15 protein-coding genes are annotated in these 15,632 nt (G+C 73.0%); 7 read left to right on the top strand and 8 right to left on the bottom strand.

The features are described 5' to 3' along the window. Positions 1-4: 4 nt before the first annotated feature. Positions 5-1,429: an ABC transporter substrate-binding protein gene (locus FB558_RS33190; RefSeq protein WP_142060353.1), complete on the bottom strand. Its 1,425-nt coding sequence runs from the start codon at positions 1,427-1,429 to the stop codon at positions 5-7. A gap of 251 nt (positions 1,430-1,680) precedes the next feature. Between FB558_RS33190 and FB558_RS33185 the strand changes: the two genes are divergently transcribed. Further along, positions 1,681-2,766: an ABC transporter ATP-binding protein gene (locus tag FB558_RS33185; protein WP_142060352.1), complete on the top strand. Its 1,086-nt coding sequence runs from the start codon at positions 1,681-1,683 to the stop codon at positions 2,764-2,766. 67 nt (positions 2,767-2,833) lie between these two features. On the opposite strand, the gene FB558_RS33180 is transcribed toward FB558_RS33185, so the two are convergent. Further along, a complete protein-coding gene (locus FB558_RS33180) occupies positions 2,834-3,859 on the bottom strand; it encodes a GNAT family N-acetyltransferase (RefSeq protein ID WP_142060350.1) in 1,026 nt (341 codons plus the stop codon). Positions 3,860-3,969: 110 nt separating this feature from the next. On the opposite strand from FB558_RS33180, the gene FB558_RS33175 reads away from it, so the two are divergent. After that, positions 3,970-4,389, top strand: coding sequence for an Ohr family peroxiredoxin (locus tag FB558_RS33175; protein ID WP_142060348.1), 420 nt, complete (start codon positions 3,970-3,972; stop codon positions 4,387-4,389). Positions 4,390-4,457: 68 nt separating this feature from the next. Here the strand turns inward: FB558_RS33175 and FB558_RS33170 are convergent, their stop codons facing one another. After that, entirely contained in the window at positions 4,458-6,290 is a 1,833-nt protein-coding gene (locus tag FB558_RS33170; protein ID WP_425468117.1) for a prolyl oligopeptidase family serine peptidase, read from the bottom strand. A 27-nt stretch (positions 6,291-6,317) separates the two neighbouring features. Further along, a complete protein-coding gene (locus tag FB558_RS33165) occupies positions 6,318-6,695 on the bottom strand; it encodes a VOC family protein (RefSeq protein WP_425468116.1) in 378 nt (125 codons plus the stop codon). Positions 6,696-6,848: 153 nt separating this feature from the next. Here FB558_RS33165 and FB558_RS33160 point away from each other — a divergent pair, with 153 nt between their 5' ends. Then, positions 6,849-7,535 (top strand): MerR family transcriptional regulator, encoded by a 687-nt coding sequence (locus FB558_RS33160; RefSeq protein WP_142060344.1) that lies wholly within the window; start codon positions 6,849-6,851, stop codon positions 7,533-7,535. Positions 7,536-7,545: 10 nt separating this feature from the next. Here the strand turns inward: FB558_RS33160 and FB558_RS33155 are convergent, their stop codons facing one another. Beyond that, a complete protein-coding gene (locus FB558_RS33155) occupies positions 7,546-8,169 on the bottom strand; it encodes a maleylpyruvate isomerase family mycothiol-dependent enzyme (protein WP_142060342.1) in 624 nt (207 codons plus the stop codon). 138 nt (positions 8,170-8,307) lie between these two features. Between FB558_RS33155 and FB558_RS33150 the strand changes: the two genes are divergently transcribed. The 4 genes from FB558_RS33150 to FB558_RS33135 all read left to right on the top strand — a co-directional run bounded on the left by FB558_RS33150 (position 8,308) and on the right by FB558_RS33135 (position 12,274). Continuing rightward, positions 8,308-9,111: an SDR family oxidoreductase gene (locus FB558_RS33150; RefSeq protein ID WP_142060341.1), complete on the top strand. Its 804-nt coding sequence runs from the start codon at positions 8,308-8,310 to the stop codon at positions 9,109-9,111. Positions 9,112-9,153: 42 nt separating this feature from the next. Continuing rightward, positions 9,154-9,594: a VOC family protein gene (locus FB558_RS33145; RefSeq protein ID WP_246106931.1), complete on the top strand. Its 441-nt coding sequence runs from the start codon at positions 9,154-9,156 to the stop codon at positions 9,592-9,594. 383 nt (positions 9,595-9,977) lie between these two features. Then, entirely contained in the window at positions 9,978-10,649 is a 672-nt protein-coding gene (locus tag FB558_RS33140; protein WP_142060339.1) for a hypothetical protein, read from the top strand. Then, complete coding sequence (locus FB558_RS33135; RefSeq protein ID WP_142060337.1) at positions 10,646-12,274, top strand: carboxylesterase/lipase family protein; 1,629 nt, start codon at positions 10,646-10,648, stop codon at positions 12,272-12,274. The genes FB558_RS33140 and FB558_RS33135 overlap by 4 nt, the downstream gene beginning before the upstream one ends. Before the next feature lie 28 nt (positions 12,275-12,302). On the opposite strand, the gene FB558_RS33130 is transcribed toward FB558_RS33135, so the two are convergent. From FB558_RS33130 to FB558_RS33120, 3 genes are read right to left on the bottom strand one after another with little or no spacing between them, the layout of a single operon-like run. Then, positions 12,303-13,886 carry an FAD-dependent monooxygenase gene (locus FB558_RS33130; RefSeq protein WP_142060335.1) on the bottom strand — a complete coding sequence of 528 codons (1,584 nt, stop codon included), beginning with the start codon at positions 13,884-13,886 and terminating at the stop codon, positions 12,303-12,305. Then, complete coding sequence (locus FB558_RS33125) at positions 13,856-14,776, bottom strand: TIGR03560 family F420-dependent LLM class oxidoreductase (RefSeq protein WP_142060333.1); 921 nt, start codon at positions 14,774-14,776, stop codon at positions 13,856-13,858. Before FB558_RS33125 ends, FB558_RS33130 begins: the two co-directional genes overlap by 31 nt. A gap of 48 nt (positions 14,777-14,824) precedes the next feature. Then, positions 14,825-15,625, bottom strand: a complete 801-nt coding sequence (locus FB558_RS33120; RefSeq protein ID WP_246106929.1) for a DUF899 family protein — start codon at positions 15,623-15,625, stop codon at positions 14,825-14,827. Positions 15,626-15,632: the final 7 nt, after the last annotated feature.

The following is a 15,632-nucleotide window of genomic DNA, read 5'->3' as shown; positions in this document are numbered from 1 at the left end:
GCTGCTACTGGGACGCCGGCCAGGACTGCTCGATGAAGTCCAGCGACTCCCGGGTGCTCTGACCGGTGATCCAGTCCGTCATGCCCCGCCAGAACGTCGCGGAGCCCACGGCCGCCGGCATCAGGTCGGAGCCGTCGAACCGGAAGGTGTTGCTCTCGTCCAGCAGGATCTCGGCCGACTGCCGGTCGATCGGGTTGGACAGGTTTGCGGGATCGAGGCCGCTGTTGGCGCTGATCCACCCGCTCTGGCCGAGGTCCGAGCCGGCCTTGGCCTTGGCGTTGGCCCATTCCGGTGACGACAGGTAGGCCTGGAACGCCTGGACCTCGGGCCGGTCGGAGAACGCGACCACGAACTCCGAGCCGACGAGGATCGTCTGCGGCGCCGCCGGGTCGATCGGCGGCAGCTCGAACGCGAAGACCTCGCCGTCCTCGGCGATGACGGTCTCCTCCGGGAAGTTGGCCGCGTAGAAGTTGGCCTGGCGGTGCATGTAGCAGGTCTCGTCGAGGATCGGCAGGCCGCCGTCCTGGAACGTCGTCGTGGCGATCGAGGAGACGTCGCCGAGACCGCCGTTGACGAAGTCGGGGTCCTTCAGGATCGAGCCGACGCGGTCGAGCGCGGCCACGACCCGCGGGTCGTTGAACGGGATGGCGTGCGAGACCCACTGGTCGTAGACCTCGGGCCCGCTCTCGCGCAGCATCACGTCCTCGAGCCAGTCGGTGAGCGGCCAGCCGGTGGCGTCGCCGGAGCCGATGCCGGCGCACCAGGGCTTCCCGCCCTCGGCGACGATCCGCTCGGACAGCGCGACCATCTCGTCCCAGGTGGTGGGCACGGCGTAGCCCTTGGCGGCGAACGCCTGGGGCGAGTACCAGACGTAGGACTTCACGTTCGACCCGAGGGGCGCACCGTAGAGCGTGCCGTCGACGCTGCCCGCGGACTTGAAGGTCTCCGAGTAGTACTGGTCGACGTTCGCGGCCACCGCCTGCGGGGCGGGCCGCACCGCGCCGGGGTTCTGGGTGACCAGCGTGTTGATCATCCCGGGCTGCGGGACGTAGGCGAGGTCCGGCGGGGAGCCGGCCTGGACGCGCACCGGGAGCTGGGCCTCGAACTCCTTGGAACCCTCGTACACGACCTGCGTGCCGGTGCACTGCTCGAACTGCCGGTACGAGTCGATGTGCGGCTGGTCCTCGGGCGCGACGATGGAGGTGTAGATCGTGACGCGGGTGCCGGAGAGGTCGCCGTACTGGGCGAAGGCCGCGCACTCCTCGCTGTCGGGCTGTGCCTGCTCGCCGCCCCCGCCGGCGACGTTGCTGCCGCCGCAACCGGCGAGGACGAGGCTGAGGCCGAGTGCGGCGCCGAGCACGCTCGTGCCGCGCGACGGCCTGCGCAGGGCCGATCCCCGCTGGGACGATCCGGACTTCCGGGCAGGCATCGCACCCCTCCGCGTCGACGGGACGGCGCGGGCAGACCGCCCGCGCCGAGATCCGGGCAATGGAAGCGTTTACGCAGTGAGTCGGGCAACACCCGGCTGTAACGATCCGGCAACTCCGACGCTGGGTGTTCGATCACTCACTGTTCGTGTTGGGTCTGGCCGAACGGCACCCCGCCGTGGCAGGCTGCAAGCGCTTTACTCCCTCTCACTCGGATCGTCCGGCACGTTCCTGCCGGTGGAAGGAGCACAGCATGGCTGCTGTGACCTATGACAAGGCGAGCCGTATCTACCCCGGCTCCACCAAGCCCGCGGTCGACTCGCTCGACCTCGAGGTGGCCGACGGGGAGTTCCTCGTCCTGGTGGGGCCCTCCGGGTGCGGGAAGTCGACCTCCCTGCGGATGCTCGCCGGTCTCGAGGACATCGACCAGGGCTCCATCCACATCGGCGGTCGTGACGTCACCCGCGTCCCCCCGAAGGACCGCGACATCGCGATGGTCTTCCAGAACTACGCGCTGTACCCGCACATGACCGTCGCCGAGAACATGGGCTTCGCTCTCAAGATCGCGGGCAAGCCGAAGACGGAGATCCAGCAGCGGGTGCAGGAGGCGGCGAAGATCCTCGACCTCGAGGACTACCTCGAGCGTCGTCCGAAGGCCCTCTCCGGTGGTCAGCGCCAGCGCGTGGCGATGGGCCGCGCGATCGTGCGTCAGCCGCAGGTGTTCTGCATGGACGAGCCGCTGTCCAACCTGGACGCCAAGCTGCGCGTCTCCACCCGCACGCAGATCGCCTCGCTGCAGCGCCGGCTGGGCATCACCACCGTCTACGTCACCCACGACCAGGTCGAGGCCATGACGATGGGCGACCGAGTGGCGGTGCTCAAGGACGGCCTCCTGCAGCAGGTGGACACCCCGCGGGCGATGTACGACAAGCCCGCCAACGTGTTCGTCGCCGGGTTCATCGGCTCGCCCGCGATGAACCTGCTCCCGGTCGACGTCGACGGTGACACGCTGCACTTCGGCGGTGCCGACGTGCACATCCCGCGCCAGGCCGCCGACGCCGTCGGGTCCACCCGGTCCGTCACGGTCGGTGTGCGTCCGGAGGACATGGAGCTGGTCGACGCGGGTCGTGGCCTGCCCACGGAGGTCGACGTCGTCGAGGAGCTCGGCGCCGACGCCTACGTGTACGGCACCACGGAGGTCGGCGGTGAGCGTCGGCCCGTGATCGCGCGCGTCGACGGCCGCACCCCGCCCGACAAGGGCTCGATCCTGCACTTCCTGCCGCGTGAGGGTCGTCTGCACATGTTCGCCGGCGACACCGGCGAGCGCATCGAGATCTGACCGGTCTCACGTACGTCACCTTCGTACGTCGCGGCCCCGGACCCACGGGTTCCGGGGCCGCGGTGCGTCAGGCGACGGGTGCCGGCAGGGCGGCCCGCAGCCGCACCTCGGTGCCGGAGATCGCGGCCTCCGGGCGCAGGCCCGCGCGGCGCAGCAACCGCGTGATGCCGACGTCGTCGGGTCGCGCCGTGCCGACCAGCTCGACGACGCCCTGCTCGACCGCCAGATCGGCCATCCTGCGCAGCAGCGCGGTGCCGAGACCGCGCCCCTGCCAGGTGTCCTCGACCAGCACCGAGGCCCGCGCCGCGACGGGGCGCACGTGCGGGTCGGGCGTGAGGTTGGCGACCCCGACGGCGCTGCCGCCGTCGACCGTCACCGCGAGCAGCGCCGAGTCGAGCAGGGCCACCTGCTCGTCGGGCCGCAGGCGCGGCGCCGGGTTCAGGAACCGGGCGCGTCGTGACGCGGGGGAGCAGCGCGCGTGCAGCGCGGCCACGAGCGGCCCGTCCCCGGGGCCGGCCGCCCGCAACCGCACCTCCGAGCCGTCCCGCAGGAGCAGGGTGCGGTCGGCGGCCGGGGCGCGCACCGGCGTGCGCATCGCCAGCTGCGTCGCGAGCTCGAGCAGCGCGGACGCGCGGGAGAGCTCGGTGGCGGTGAACGGCCACGGGCGGGCGACGTGGATCTGCTGGGTGCCACCGCGCAGGGTGTGGACGTCGCCGGTGGACGGCCCGTCGGGGTCGACCAGCCGCGCCCGCAGCATGGTCGCGACCGCGCTCGGCGCGCTGCCCGGGTCGGCCGCCACCATGCGGGCCAGCGCCAGCGCGGTGGTGGCGGGGTCGGAGAGCTCGGTGGCGTCGGCGCGCACGAGCAGCGTGCACGGGATGCCGGCGACCTCGACGGCGTCGACCAGGGTCGCGGGCTCGACGTGCTCCGGTACCTGCACCAGCAGCTCGTCGGTGACCGCGCCGTCGTCGCCGGGCTCGCCGACGACGTGCAGGGACAGGATGTTGCAGCCCGCGGCGCCCACCGCGGACGCGAGCCCGCCGAGCCGACCGGGCCGGTCCTCCAACTCGACGTGCATCCGCCACAGTGCCACGACGACCAGCGTGCACGGTGGGTGTTTCCGGTCCGCTACCAGCGGGTGACAGCCCCGGATCACGAAGTTATGTTGTGCGCGACATATCCACGGCGGAAGGTGCGCGACCCATGGCGGACACGATCTACACGGCCGAGGCCACCTCGACGGGCGGCGGCCGCGACGGCCGGGTGCGTTCGGCGGACGGCATCATCGACCTCGACGTCAAGCAGCCCCCCGCGCTCGGCGGGCCGGGCGGCGGCACCAACCCGGAGCAGCTCTTCGCGGCGGCGTACGCGGCGTGCTTCCACGGGGCGGTGCGGCTCGCGGCGAAGAAGAAGGACGTGACCATCGGCGAGACCTCGGTGGACGCGGCCGTCAGCGTGGCGCCCGACGAGACCACCCTGCAGGTGAGCGCCGTGCTCACCGTCCACCTGCCGGGTGTCGAGCAGGCCGTCGCGGACGACGTGGTGGCGTTCGCCCACGAGCTGTGTCCGTACTCGAAGGCCACGCGCGGCAACGTGGACGTGCAGCTGGTGGCGAAGGTCTGACCCGCCGCTCGATTCCAGCAGAGCCACTTTCACGCAACGGGATTGCGTGAAAGTGGCTTTGCTGCAACTCAGGCCAGGGCGCGGCGGGCGAAGCCGATCTCCGTGGCGACGTGCCGCAGCGTCTCCTCCACCACGAGCGAGCCGTGGCCCGCGTCGAACCGGCTCACCTCGTACCGCAGGTCGCCGCGGGCGGCCAGCGCGTCGAGGTAGTTGTCCACCTGCCGGATCGGGCAGCGCGGGTCGTTCTCGCCGGCCAGCACCAGCACCGGCACCCGCACGCGGTCGACGTAGGTGAGCGGGGACGCCTCCCGGTACACCTCGGGGCGCTCGGCGGGCGAGCCGCCGAACAGCGCGCGGTCGAACGCGCGTAGCTGCTCCATCTCGTCCTCGTAGGCCGCCAGGTAGTCGGCCACCGGAACTCCGGCCAGCGCCGCGGCCCACCGCTGCGGCTGGGTGCCGACGGCCAGCAGCGCGAGGTAGCCGCCCCACGACCACCCCTCGACGACGCACCGCTGCGGGTCGACGAGACCGTCGGCGACGCAGCGCTCGTGCACCGCGGCCACGTCCTCGAGCTCCGTGAGCCCCGGCCGGCCCTCGATCGCGTCGCGCCAGGCCGATCCGTAGCCGGTGGACCCGCGGTAGTTGACCTCGACGACGACGAACCCGGCGTCGACCCATGCCGCGCGCCCGGCGCTGAACCGGTCCTCGTCCGCGGCGTGCGGGCCGCCGTGCAGGGCGAACACCGCAGGCGGCGGCCCCTCGACCCCGGTGGGCCGCGCGATCAGGGCGTGCACCCGCCCGCCCGGACCGTCCACCCACAGGTCCTCGACGGGCACCGATCCCGGCGCGCGCTCACCCGGCGGCGCGACCAGCACGCGGTCGGTGCCGTCGGGGTGCAGGGCCCGGACCGTCGACGGCTCGGCGGCCGACGAACACGTGTACTCGACCGTGCCGTCCGGGCGCACCTCCGCCGAGCCGACGCAGCCGGGTGCGGTGGGCAGCTCGCTCAGCGCACCGGTCTCCAGGTCGTAGCCGTGCAACCGGGTGCGGGCGGCGGCGGTGTGCCAGACGAGCAGGTGCCGACCGTCGGGGTGGAAGTCCGCGACGACCTCGCCGGGCAGGTCGAGCGCCACCTCGTGCTCGGTGTCGTTCAGGACGTCCCAGACCAGCAGTTCCTCGCGCCCGTGGCGCTCGTGCAGGAGCAGGAGCCGCCCGTCCCCGCGGACCGGCGCGAACACCAGTGGCGTGAGGCCCCGGCCCGGCCCGTCCGACTTCTCGGCGACCAGGCCCCCGTCGGACACCCGTACGACGCGCACCGCGGGGTGGCGGGAGTCGCCGTGCTCGGAGTGGCTGATGGCGAGCAGCGTCTCGTCCTCGGACAACGCGCCGACGCCTGCGTCCTCGGCGTGCTGGTAGACGACCTGCGCCGGGTCGTCGCCGCGACGCACCCAGATCTTCGTGCCGTCGTCGGTGGACGTGCCCGCGGCGACGGTCGCGCGCCCGATCTCCAGGCCCGCGGGGTAGCCGTCCTCGACGCCGGGGAGGGCGGGCGCCGGCTGGTCGCGGTCGGGCAGGCCGGCGAACGGCTCGCGGACCCAGTGCCCGAACTCGTCGCCGTCGCTGTCGGCGAACCACCAGACGAACGCGCCGTCGGGCGGGAGGGTGGCGATGTGGGTGCCGCTGCGGCGATCGGTCACCCGGCGGTGCTGGTCGGTGGCGCGGTCCCAGACGTACACCTCGGTGGTGCCGCTGACGTTCGAGGTGTAGACGCACCGGTCCGGCACGTCGCGCGCCCACCCCGGCCGTGACATCCGCGGCGCGGTGAACCGGGCGCGCCAGCGCTGCTCGCGCTCGTCGTCGAAGAGGCGGTCGGGAACCGGGGCGGCGGGGTGCGCACTCACCCCCACGATCATGCCGCACCCACCGCGTCAGCCGTTCACGAAGAAGCAGAAGGGGTGCCCGACCGGGTCCAGGACGACCCGCACCTGCTCCTGCGGCTGGAACTCGGCGAGCGTTGCTCCCGCGGCGAGCGCGTGCGCGACGGCGGCGTCGAGGTCCTCGACCTCGATGTCCAGATGCAGCATCATCTGCTGGCGCTCGCGCTCGGCGGGCCAGGCGGGGCGCTCGTAGAGCTCCTCGAGCTGAAACGACAGCCCCGGACCGCCGCCCGGTGGCCGCAGCGTCACCCAGTCGGGCTCGTCGTCGACGATCGGCCATCCGAAGAGCTGCTGGTAGAAGCGCGCGAGGCCGCGCGGGTCCGGCGCGTCCAGCACCGTCGCGGTCAGCATCATGGTCGGTCTGCCCACCTGTCCCACCCCTCTCCTGCGATCGTCCTGCCTCCTCGCCATCGTGGCCCGACGAGCACGACGACGCAGCGGGAGAGGCGGGCCCGGCCGGTAACCGGAGCATCGGGTGCACGTGGTCGTGCCGGCAGCGGTGGACGACCGATACTTCGGATCATGCGACCTGTGGACCTCGCCCGACCCCACGGGCTGTCGGGTCAGGCGATCCGCAACTACGAGGCCGCCGGGATCCTGCCCGCCGCGGAGCGAACGCCCTCGGGGTACCGCAACTACACGGCCGAGCACGCCTCCGCGTTGCGCGCGTTCCTCGCCCTGGTCCCCGCCCACGGCCACGCGGTGGCCCGGTCGATCATGGTCCTGCTCAACGACGGGCGCACGGACGAGGCCCTCGTCGTCGTCGACCGCAGCCACGCCGAGCTGCTCGCGGACCGGCAGGCACTGGACGCGGTCGAGCGGGCGTTGGCCGCGCTGACCGGCGCCCGCGCCGCCCCGCGGGACACGGGGACCACCACGATCGCGGCCGTGGCCCACCGGCTGAAGCTCCGCCCGGCCACGTTGCGGCGCTGGGAGCGGGCCGGCCTCCTGCGTCCGGTCCGCGACCCCGCCACCGGGTACCGCGCCTACACCCCGGACGACGTCCGCGACGCGCACATCGTCGCCCAGCTGCGGCGCAGCGGGTACCTCCTCGCGCAGATCGCGCCGCTGCTCGACGAGCTGCGGGACGCGAACTCGCCCGCATCGGCCGCGTCGGCCCTCACCGACCGGCGGGCCCGGCTGCACGCCCGCGCCCGCGCGATGCTGCACGCCGCCGCCGAGCTCGAGCGCCACCTCGACCACCGGTAGCGGACGGGGATCAGGTCGCGGGCGCCATCGCCTCGACTCCCGGTCCGGCGAGGTCGTCGAGCGCCACCCGGCGGCCGGTGACGGCCAGGAGCAGGGACAGGGCGGCACCGGTCACCTCGGGGCCGTCTCCGATCGACAGGTCGGCGTCCGTCGCCGTCAGCCGGACCCGGCCCACGAGCTCCTTGGCGCCGCCGAAGGACGCCGACGTGCGCGTCTGCAGGCGCAGCGCCCGGACGACGACCTCCTGCGGGTAGGGGCGGACGATCCCCAGCGGGCGGCGGACGTCCTCCCCGTGCACGACCTCCTCGACGAGGCGGCTGTCGAGCGGCGCAGGCGGGGTCGTCGTGCGCGACGAGACCCGGCGCAGCTGCTCCAGCGTCTCCCGGGGTGCGGCGCGGCGCTCGCGCTCCACGCCGCGCGCGTTCTGCCGGTGGAAGTCGAACCCCGCCCTGGCGAGCCCGACCACGAAACCGAGGCGCGTCGTCAGCGCGGTGTTCACGAGGTGCGCGACCACGTCGTGCACGGTCCACCCCTGGCAGAGCGACGGCAGCTCCCACCGGTGGTCCTCGGTGTGCTCGAGGTCGTCGATCAGGGCTGCCCGCTCCGCGTGCACCAGCGACCAGACATCTCCCACGGTTCCTCCTCGATCCGCTCCATCGTCCGGGAGGGGAGACGCACGGCTCCGCGGAGATTCATCGCCGGACGCCGTCACATCCCGCGCTCGCCGCGGGTCAGAGCGATCGACGTGCAACCGACCGCGGAGGAACACCCCATGACCTCGACGACCTCTCCCGTCCTGCTCACCGGTGGCACCGGCACGCTCGGGCGGCGCGTCATCCCGCTCCTGCGGGCCGCCGGCCGCGACGTGCGGGTGCTCAGCCGGCACGACCACCGCCCCCGGGACGGCGCCGAGTTCGTCACCGGGGATGTCTCCACCGGCGACGGGCTCGACGTCGCCGTCGAGGGCGTCGACACCGTCGTGCACTGCGCCGGGAGCGCGAAGGGCGACGCCGACAAGGCGCGGAACCTCACCGAGGCCGCGTCCCGGGCCGGTGTGCGGCACCTGGTGTTCATCTCGGTCGTCGGCGCCGACCGGATCCCGGTCGTCAGCCGGGTCGACCACGCCATGTACGGGTACTTCGCCGCGAAGCGGGAGGCGGAGCGCATCGTGGCCGGGTCCGGCGTGCCGTGGACGACGCTGCGCGCCACCCAGTTCCACGACTGGGTCCTGGTGCTGCTGCGCCAGATGGCGAGGATGCCGGTCATGCCGCTGTGGGGCGGTGCGCGGTTCCAGCCGGTCGACTCCGGCGAGGTCGCCGCGCGGCTCGTGGAGCTGGCCCTCGGCGAGCCTGCCGGCCTCGTGCCCGACGTCGCCGGCCCACGGGTGCACAGCATGGAGGAGCTCGCACAGAGCTACCTCCGCGCGAGCGGGAAGCGCCGGCTGACGATCTCCCCGAAGGCCCCCGGCAAGGCCGCAGCCGCCTACCGGCAGGGCGCCAACCTCGCGCCCGAGCGCGCAGTGGGCAGGCGCACCTGGGAGGAGTTCCTGGCCGCGCAGACGCCCGGGGACCTCTGAACGGAGGCCGTTCGGCGGCGATCAAGAATGGGATGTGCGCGGGTGTCCGGAACGTTCAAGCCCTTCCGGATAACGCCCTCTAACGTCCGCCTCATGCGATTGGGATATGTGATTCACTACGTCGACGACCCCGCGGCCACCGTCGGGTTCTACGAGGCGGCCTTCGGCCTCGAACGCGGATTCGTGCACGAGTCCGGACAGTTCGCCGAGATGGACAGCGGGTCGACGAGGCTCGCGTTCACGGCCCATGCGCTCGGCGCAGAGGTTGTCCCCGTCCCGTACGTCCGATCCCGACCCGACGCGGACCCCGCCGGGTACGAGATCACGCTGCTGTGCGAGGACGTACCGGCTGCCTACGCCCGCGCAGTGGGGGCCGGGGCGGTACCCGTGGCGGAGCCGCACGACACCGCGTGGGGTCAGACGGTGGCGTACGTCCGCGATCGGGATGGCGCGCTCGTGGGGCTGGCCACGCCGATCGCCTGAGGCGCGGCCCGAGCACGTCCCCGTGTCGGCATCACGCCGGAGCACCTCCGCGGGCTCACCTGTGGCCCGGAAACGCCGGCGCCGCTGGCCGGCCCGCCGCATCGTCCGACGAGCGCGGCTCGCGGAGCATCGGCCAACCGGCCACGGTTCGCCGGTCACAGCGCTCGTCAGGATCCGGCCAGGTTGCCGATGTCGCGCGCGGGTGTGAAAGCCGAGGGTTGGACGTCCGGCGAGTGCCGCCAGACGGACGGGGTCCCTCGTGTCAGGTCTCCACGCCCCACCCGGCTACCACCACCGAAGTACGCCAGGTGTCGCCCTGAGCAGGACGTGCCCGCCGGGTCGCACCCCGACCCTGACAACCACCCCGAACAGAGGAGAAGACCATGAACGCGCCCACCCGTGCCCCGTCCCGCATCGCGCCCGGCGCCGGCGTGCTCGCCGCCACCGGTTTCCTCCTCGCCTACCTCGCGGTGGGCCCGGTGTCCGGGGCGTTCGTGGACCGGCCGCTGCCGCTGCCCGGCTCTCCCGCCTCGGAGGTGGCCGCCTTCTACGCGGCCAACCCGGCTGCCGTCGCGATCACCGCCGGCTTGCAGATCGTCTCCGTGGCCTGCTTCGCGGTGTTCGTCGCAGGCCTCACCCCCGCGCTCCGTGCGGTGGGCAACGCGTGGCTGCCGCCGGTCGGCTACCTGTCGGCGGCTGCCATGGTGGTCTCGTCCGCACTGTCGGGGATCCTCGCCGTGCTCGCGGCGTCGGCGAGCGACACGACCGTGACGGTCCTGCGCCAGGCGAGCTTCTACGCGGGTGGTGTCGCCAACGTCGTCCTGCTCGGCGTGTTCGTCTTCGGCTCGGCCCTGGTGCTCGGCCGCGAACGGCTGCTGGGGACGCCGACCCGCTGGTTCGGCTTCGCCGCCGGCACGATCGCCGTGCTGTCGGTGCTGTCTCCGGCCATCTACTACGCCAACCTGTTCCTGCCCGTGGGCCGCCTCCTGTCGATGGTCTGGACGATCGTCGCCGCCATCGCCATCCACCGGCGTGTGAAGGCGGAGAACCGATGACCCGGGTGGCGTCCCGGCGGGTGTGGGCAGCCGCCGCAGTACTGGCCGCAGCCGTGCTCACACTCGCCTGCGCACCCGCCGTCCCGCAGCAGTCCGCTCCGGCGCAGCCCTCCGCGCCGGTGCAACGGATCGCGGACGACGCGGTCGTGCGGACCACCGAAGGGCAGGTCCAGGGCCTCGCCACCACCGACCACTTCGTGTTCCAGGGGATCCCGTACGCCCAGCCGCCGGTCGGTGAGCTGCGCTGGCAGGCGCCCCGCCCGCCGGAGCCGTGGGACGGGGTGCGCGACGCCACCCGGCCCGGCCCGATGTGCCCGCAGAGCTACACCTACCCGCCGGGCTCGCCCCCGACGTCCACCGGCGCCGAGGACTGCCTGTCGCTCAACATCCACGTGCCGCGCACGGCCGAGGGCCCGCTGCCGGTACTGGTGTTCGTGCACGGAGGCGCGTTCACCAGCGGCGGGGGCGCGGGCTATGACCCGCGACGGGTCAGCGGGCGAGGCGTGATCGTGGTCACGCTCAACCATCGGCTCGGCGCGCTCGGGTTCCTCGCCCACCCGGCCCTCACCGACCCGTGGGCGGGCAACTTCGGGATCGCCGACCAGCAGGCGGCGCTGCAGTGGGTGCGCCGCAACCTCGCGGCGTTCGGTGGGGACGCCGGCAACGTGACGTTGTGGGGGGAGTCGTCGGGCGCCTACAGCGTCTGCGCGCACCTCGCCTCGCCGTCCGCCGAGGGGCTGTTCGACAAGGCGATCACCCAGAGCGGGTCGTGCGCGAACGAGTTCCTCACCGCGGTCGAGGCCCAGGACCGCGCGCGGCAGGCGGGCACCGAGCTCGGGTGCGTCGACGGGCCGCCGTCCGCGGTCGCGGAGTGCCTGCGCGCCGTGCCCGCCGAACGGCTCGCGGCGCTGCACTCGGACCGCTCCAACGCGAACCTCTCGCAGATCACCGACCTGCCGTGGTTTCCCGTCGCGGGCACCCCCACCCTGCCCCGACAGCCGCTGGACGCGCTCCGGACCGGCGACGCCAACCACGTGCCGATGATCGCCGGAAGTACCCGGGACGAGATGCGGTCGCTGATCCTCGCGCGGCTCGGCGACGGGCTCGGCCTGGTGACACCGGAGCAGTACCCGCAGCTCATCGGTGAGTTCTACGGCGCGGATGCCGAGGCGGTGCTGGCCGAGTACCCGCACAGGAGGTATGAGTCACCGAGCATCGCGCTCGCGACGGCGCTGACCGACGACGGCCGCACGCACGGCTCCTGCCGGCAGGTGGTCTCCGACGAGGCCGTAGCCGCACGGGCACCGGTGTACGCCTACGAGTTCGCCGAGCCCACCGGGGAGGTCACGGAGGGGTTCCCGCACGGTGCGCGGCACGGCGCCGACATCCCGTACTTCTTCGACAGCTACATGCGGGAGCGGCCGCCCCCGTCCGAGCCGCAGGCTCGCCTCGCCGAGACGCTGATCGGACACTGGACGGCCTTCGCCCGCACCGGCGACCCCGGCGGCGGTTGGCGCCCTTCCCAGCCCGGGCGGGCGCTCTCCTTCGCGGTGGCCGGGTTCGATCAGGTGGACGTCGCGGCGGCTCACCGGTGTGCGTTCTGGTCGCAGCTGCGAACCCGGTAGCACGCGCGCGGGGCAGGCGCGGTGTAGCTCAGATGTGCGCTGTCGCCCGGAGCAACGCCCGCACGATGGCCTCGGGAGAGGGCCGGTCGAGCGTGGCGGCGATGTGGGCATCGGGCCGCAGGACCCAGGTCTCGCCCGGTCGAACACCCAGTGCCTTCGCGAGCTCGCCGGTGTTCGGGAGTTCCCGCACAGCCACCGGGGCCGGTACCGAGGCAGCGGCGACGCGCGCGGCCGCGGCATCGGCCTCGGTCAGCACGAGCACCCCCTCGCGGGCGACCTCGCGCAGCCGCCGCACACCGGACGTCCCGTCGGCGACGAGCACGTCGGGCACCAGCACCCCCGGGGCCGGGGCGGGGGATCTGCCCCGCTCGGGTCGCCCGGAGAACGGCCGCGACGCCGACGCGGTCGTCAGCGGGGAGTCGGTGTACCAGAAGGGCTCGGCGAGCCGGCCCGAGTCGACCAGGTGGTGGGCGGCGGGGTCCGTCGCGGCCCGCGCCAGGACATCACGGCGGTGCGCGGCCCGCGTCGCGTCGGGGGGCACCAGGAAGTTCATCGTGGCCGTGGTCACCGCGAGGTTCTCCCTGGCTGCGGCGTGCCGTTCCTGGTGGTAGGTCTCCAGCAGCGTGTCCGGCGCCCATCCGCGGGAGACGAACGCGATCTTCCACGCGGCGTTCTCCGCGTCGGCCACGCCCGAGTTCAGCCCGCGGGCCCCGAACGGGGACATCAGGTGGGCGGCGTCGCCGGCGATCAGGACCCGCCCGACGCGCATCCGGTTCACGCACCGTGAGTGGAACCGGTAGACCGTCGTCCACCCGACCTGGTGGTCGACATCGCCGATGACGTGCCGGATCCGCCGGTCGAGACCGCCCGTCACGATCTCGGTGGCGAGGTCGAAGTCGGGCGGGACCTGCCAGTCGATGCGGTAGCTCGATCCGGGGCAGGGATGGATCAGCACCTGCCGGCCGGGGTTCCACACGGGGTCGAAGTGGAAGTGCCGTTCCGCCGCCTGTCCGAGGTCGGCGTGGACGTCGCAGGTGAGGAAGCGGTCGTCGAAGGAGCAGCCCTCGAACCGGACGCCGAGCTGGTTGCGCAGGTCGGTGCAGCTCGGGCCCGCGCAGACCACGACGTAGGAGGCGCGGACGGTGGCGCCGCCGGCGCAGGTGACTGTCACCCCGTCGGCGTCCTGCGTGACGGCGTCGACCTGGTGTCGCCAGCGGACGTCGATCAACGGTTGGCGCGCGATGCACTCGTCGAGGATCTGCTCGGTGCGCGACTGCGACAGGTTGACGAAAGGCGGGAACCGCGAGCCGGGCGGGTCCGCCAGCGTCGTGGCGAACAGCTCGGTCCCGCGGTGGAACGTGCGGGCCGTCGCCCAGGTGAGGCCCTCCGCGGCGATGCGCTCGCCGGCACCGACCGATGCCCAGATGTCGAGCACATCGCGTTGCTGGCAGATCGCGCGTGATCCGACGGCGTCGCGGCCGGGGCGCTGGTCGAGCGCGACCACCGGCATGCCCCAGCGGGCCAGCAGCAGCGCGGAGGTCTGCCCGACCGGCCCGTTGCCGATGACCACGACCGGGTCGCTCACGCCGTGCTCCGTGGTGATGTGCCGCATCCAGCGGTGCGTTCGATCTCGGTGATGGCGGGGACGGCAGCGGCGAGCGGGGCGAGGCGGGCGGGTGTCCAGGGAGCCGAGCTGACGAACACGAGGTGCTCGATGCCGAGCGCCGAGGCCTCGCGGGCTCGTGCGATGAGGTCGTGGACGGTCTCGCGGTCGGACAGCCGGGTGCCCATCGTCTTCTCGATGTCGGCGTAGGGCCTGCCGACATCGGAGCAGTGCCGGGCGAGGACGTCGAGGTTGTGCCGGACGGTGGTGCCGCCGTCGGGGATGTCGAAGACGTTGCAGGCGTCGGCGTAGCGGGCGACCAGCCGCAGCGTGCGGCGCTCGCCCGTGCCACCGATCATGATCGGTGGTCGGCGCAGCGGGGCGGGCCGCCCGACCGGTCGGGTGAGCCGGTAGTGGGTGCCCTCGAACGGCGCGGCATCGCCTGCCCACATGCGGGCGGCGATCTGCACGGTCTCCTCGAGGCGCTCGAAGCGCTCGGCGACGGGCGGGAGGGGCAGGCCCATCGCGTCGGCCTCCTCGGCGTGGTATCCGGCACCGATCCCCAGCCATGCCCGGCCGCCGGACAGCGCGTTCACCGTGTCCACAGCCTTGATCAGGAGCGCGGGTTCGCGGAACGTGACGGCGCTGACGGCGGTGCCCAACCGGACCCGGTCGGTGACGGCGGCCAGGTAGCCCAGTGTCGTGTAGGCCTCGAGCATGTCGTGGTCGTCGGCCCCGACGGTCGGATCGGCCTGGAGGAGGTGGTCGGGCACCCAGACCGTATCGAGGCCCACCTGGTCTGCGACGGCCGCGATCTCGGCCAGCCGGCGGCCGTGGGTGTGCGGGTTCCCGGGCTCGCCGGGCCAGGAGTAGTTCGTGAGGCTGATGCTGACGCGCATGACGACGAGCTCCTCAGAAGATCAGCCGACGGATCCTGGACCACGGGTTCAGGTCAGCTCGTCGGAGCGGCCGGCTTCGATCCGGGACCACTGGGCGATGGGGCGACCGTTCGTGCGCCAGTGGTGCTGGCCGTGTTCGTAGCTCCACGGCTGCGGCCAGCCGTCGGGGGAGTCCTCCCAGGTCTCCTGGCGTCCGTAGACGGTCATGTCCAGCAGCCCGTGGGTGGGGGACATGATCTCCACACCGCGACCTCCGGTGTAGTAGGTCTCGAACACCCGCTCGCCGTCGCGGACGTAGCAGACGAGGTGGTGGCTCTGCCAGTCGCGGCCCTCCAGGAGTTGCGCCGCCGTCTGCTCCACCGAGTACCACGGCACGTCCCAACCCATGAAGTCCCGATACCGGACGCTTTCCTCGTACGGGCCCTTGCAGAGCGTGGCGTACGTGGCGTCACGGGAGTGGATGTAGGACAGCTCGCGGACCTGGCTGTTGAAGAACGTGCACCCCTCGCACTGCTCGGCGGCGGGTCGATCGGGCCACCAGGCGTGGTAGTACGCGATGAGCTGCTTGCGGCCCTCGAAGACGTCGAGGATCGTGATCGGTCCCCGAGGGCCGATGACCTCGATGGTGGCATCGACCTCCACCATCGGCAGCCGACGCCGCGCCGCCGCGATCGCGTCCCCTTCGTGGGTGTGCGCCTTCTCCCGGGCGAACAGTGCTTCCCGCGCCTCCTGCCAGGTCCTTCTGTCGACCACCGGCGGGAGGGCTGCGCTGGGTTCCTGGTCGTTCATGATCGCCTCCATGCGACGGGTGCCGGCCTGGTCGAGGTGCTCACGGAAGGTCCTCGTCATCAGGGGC

The sequence above is a fragment of the Pseudonocardia kunmingensis genome, assembly GCF_006716445.1.
GTDB lineage: Bacteria > Actinomycetota > Actinomycetes > Mycobacteriales > Pseudonocardiaceae > Pseudonocardia > Pseudonocardia kunmingensis.
The sequence above is the reverse complement of the archived record's forward strand: the minus strand, read 5'-3'. Positions and strand labels throughout refer to the sequence as shown.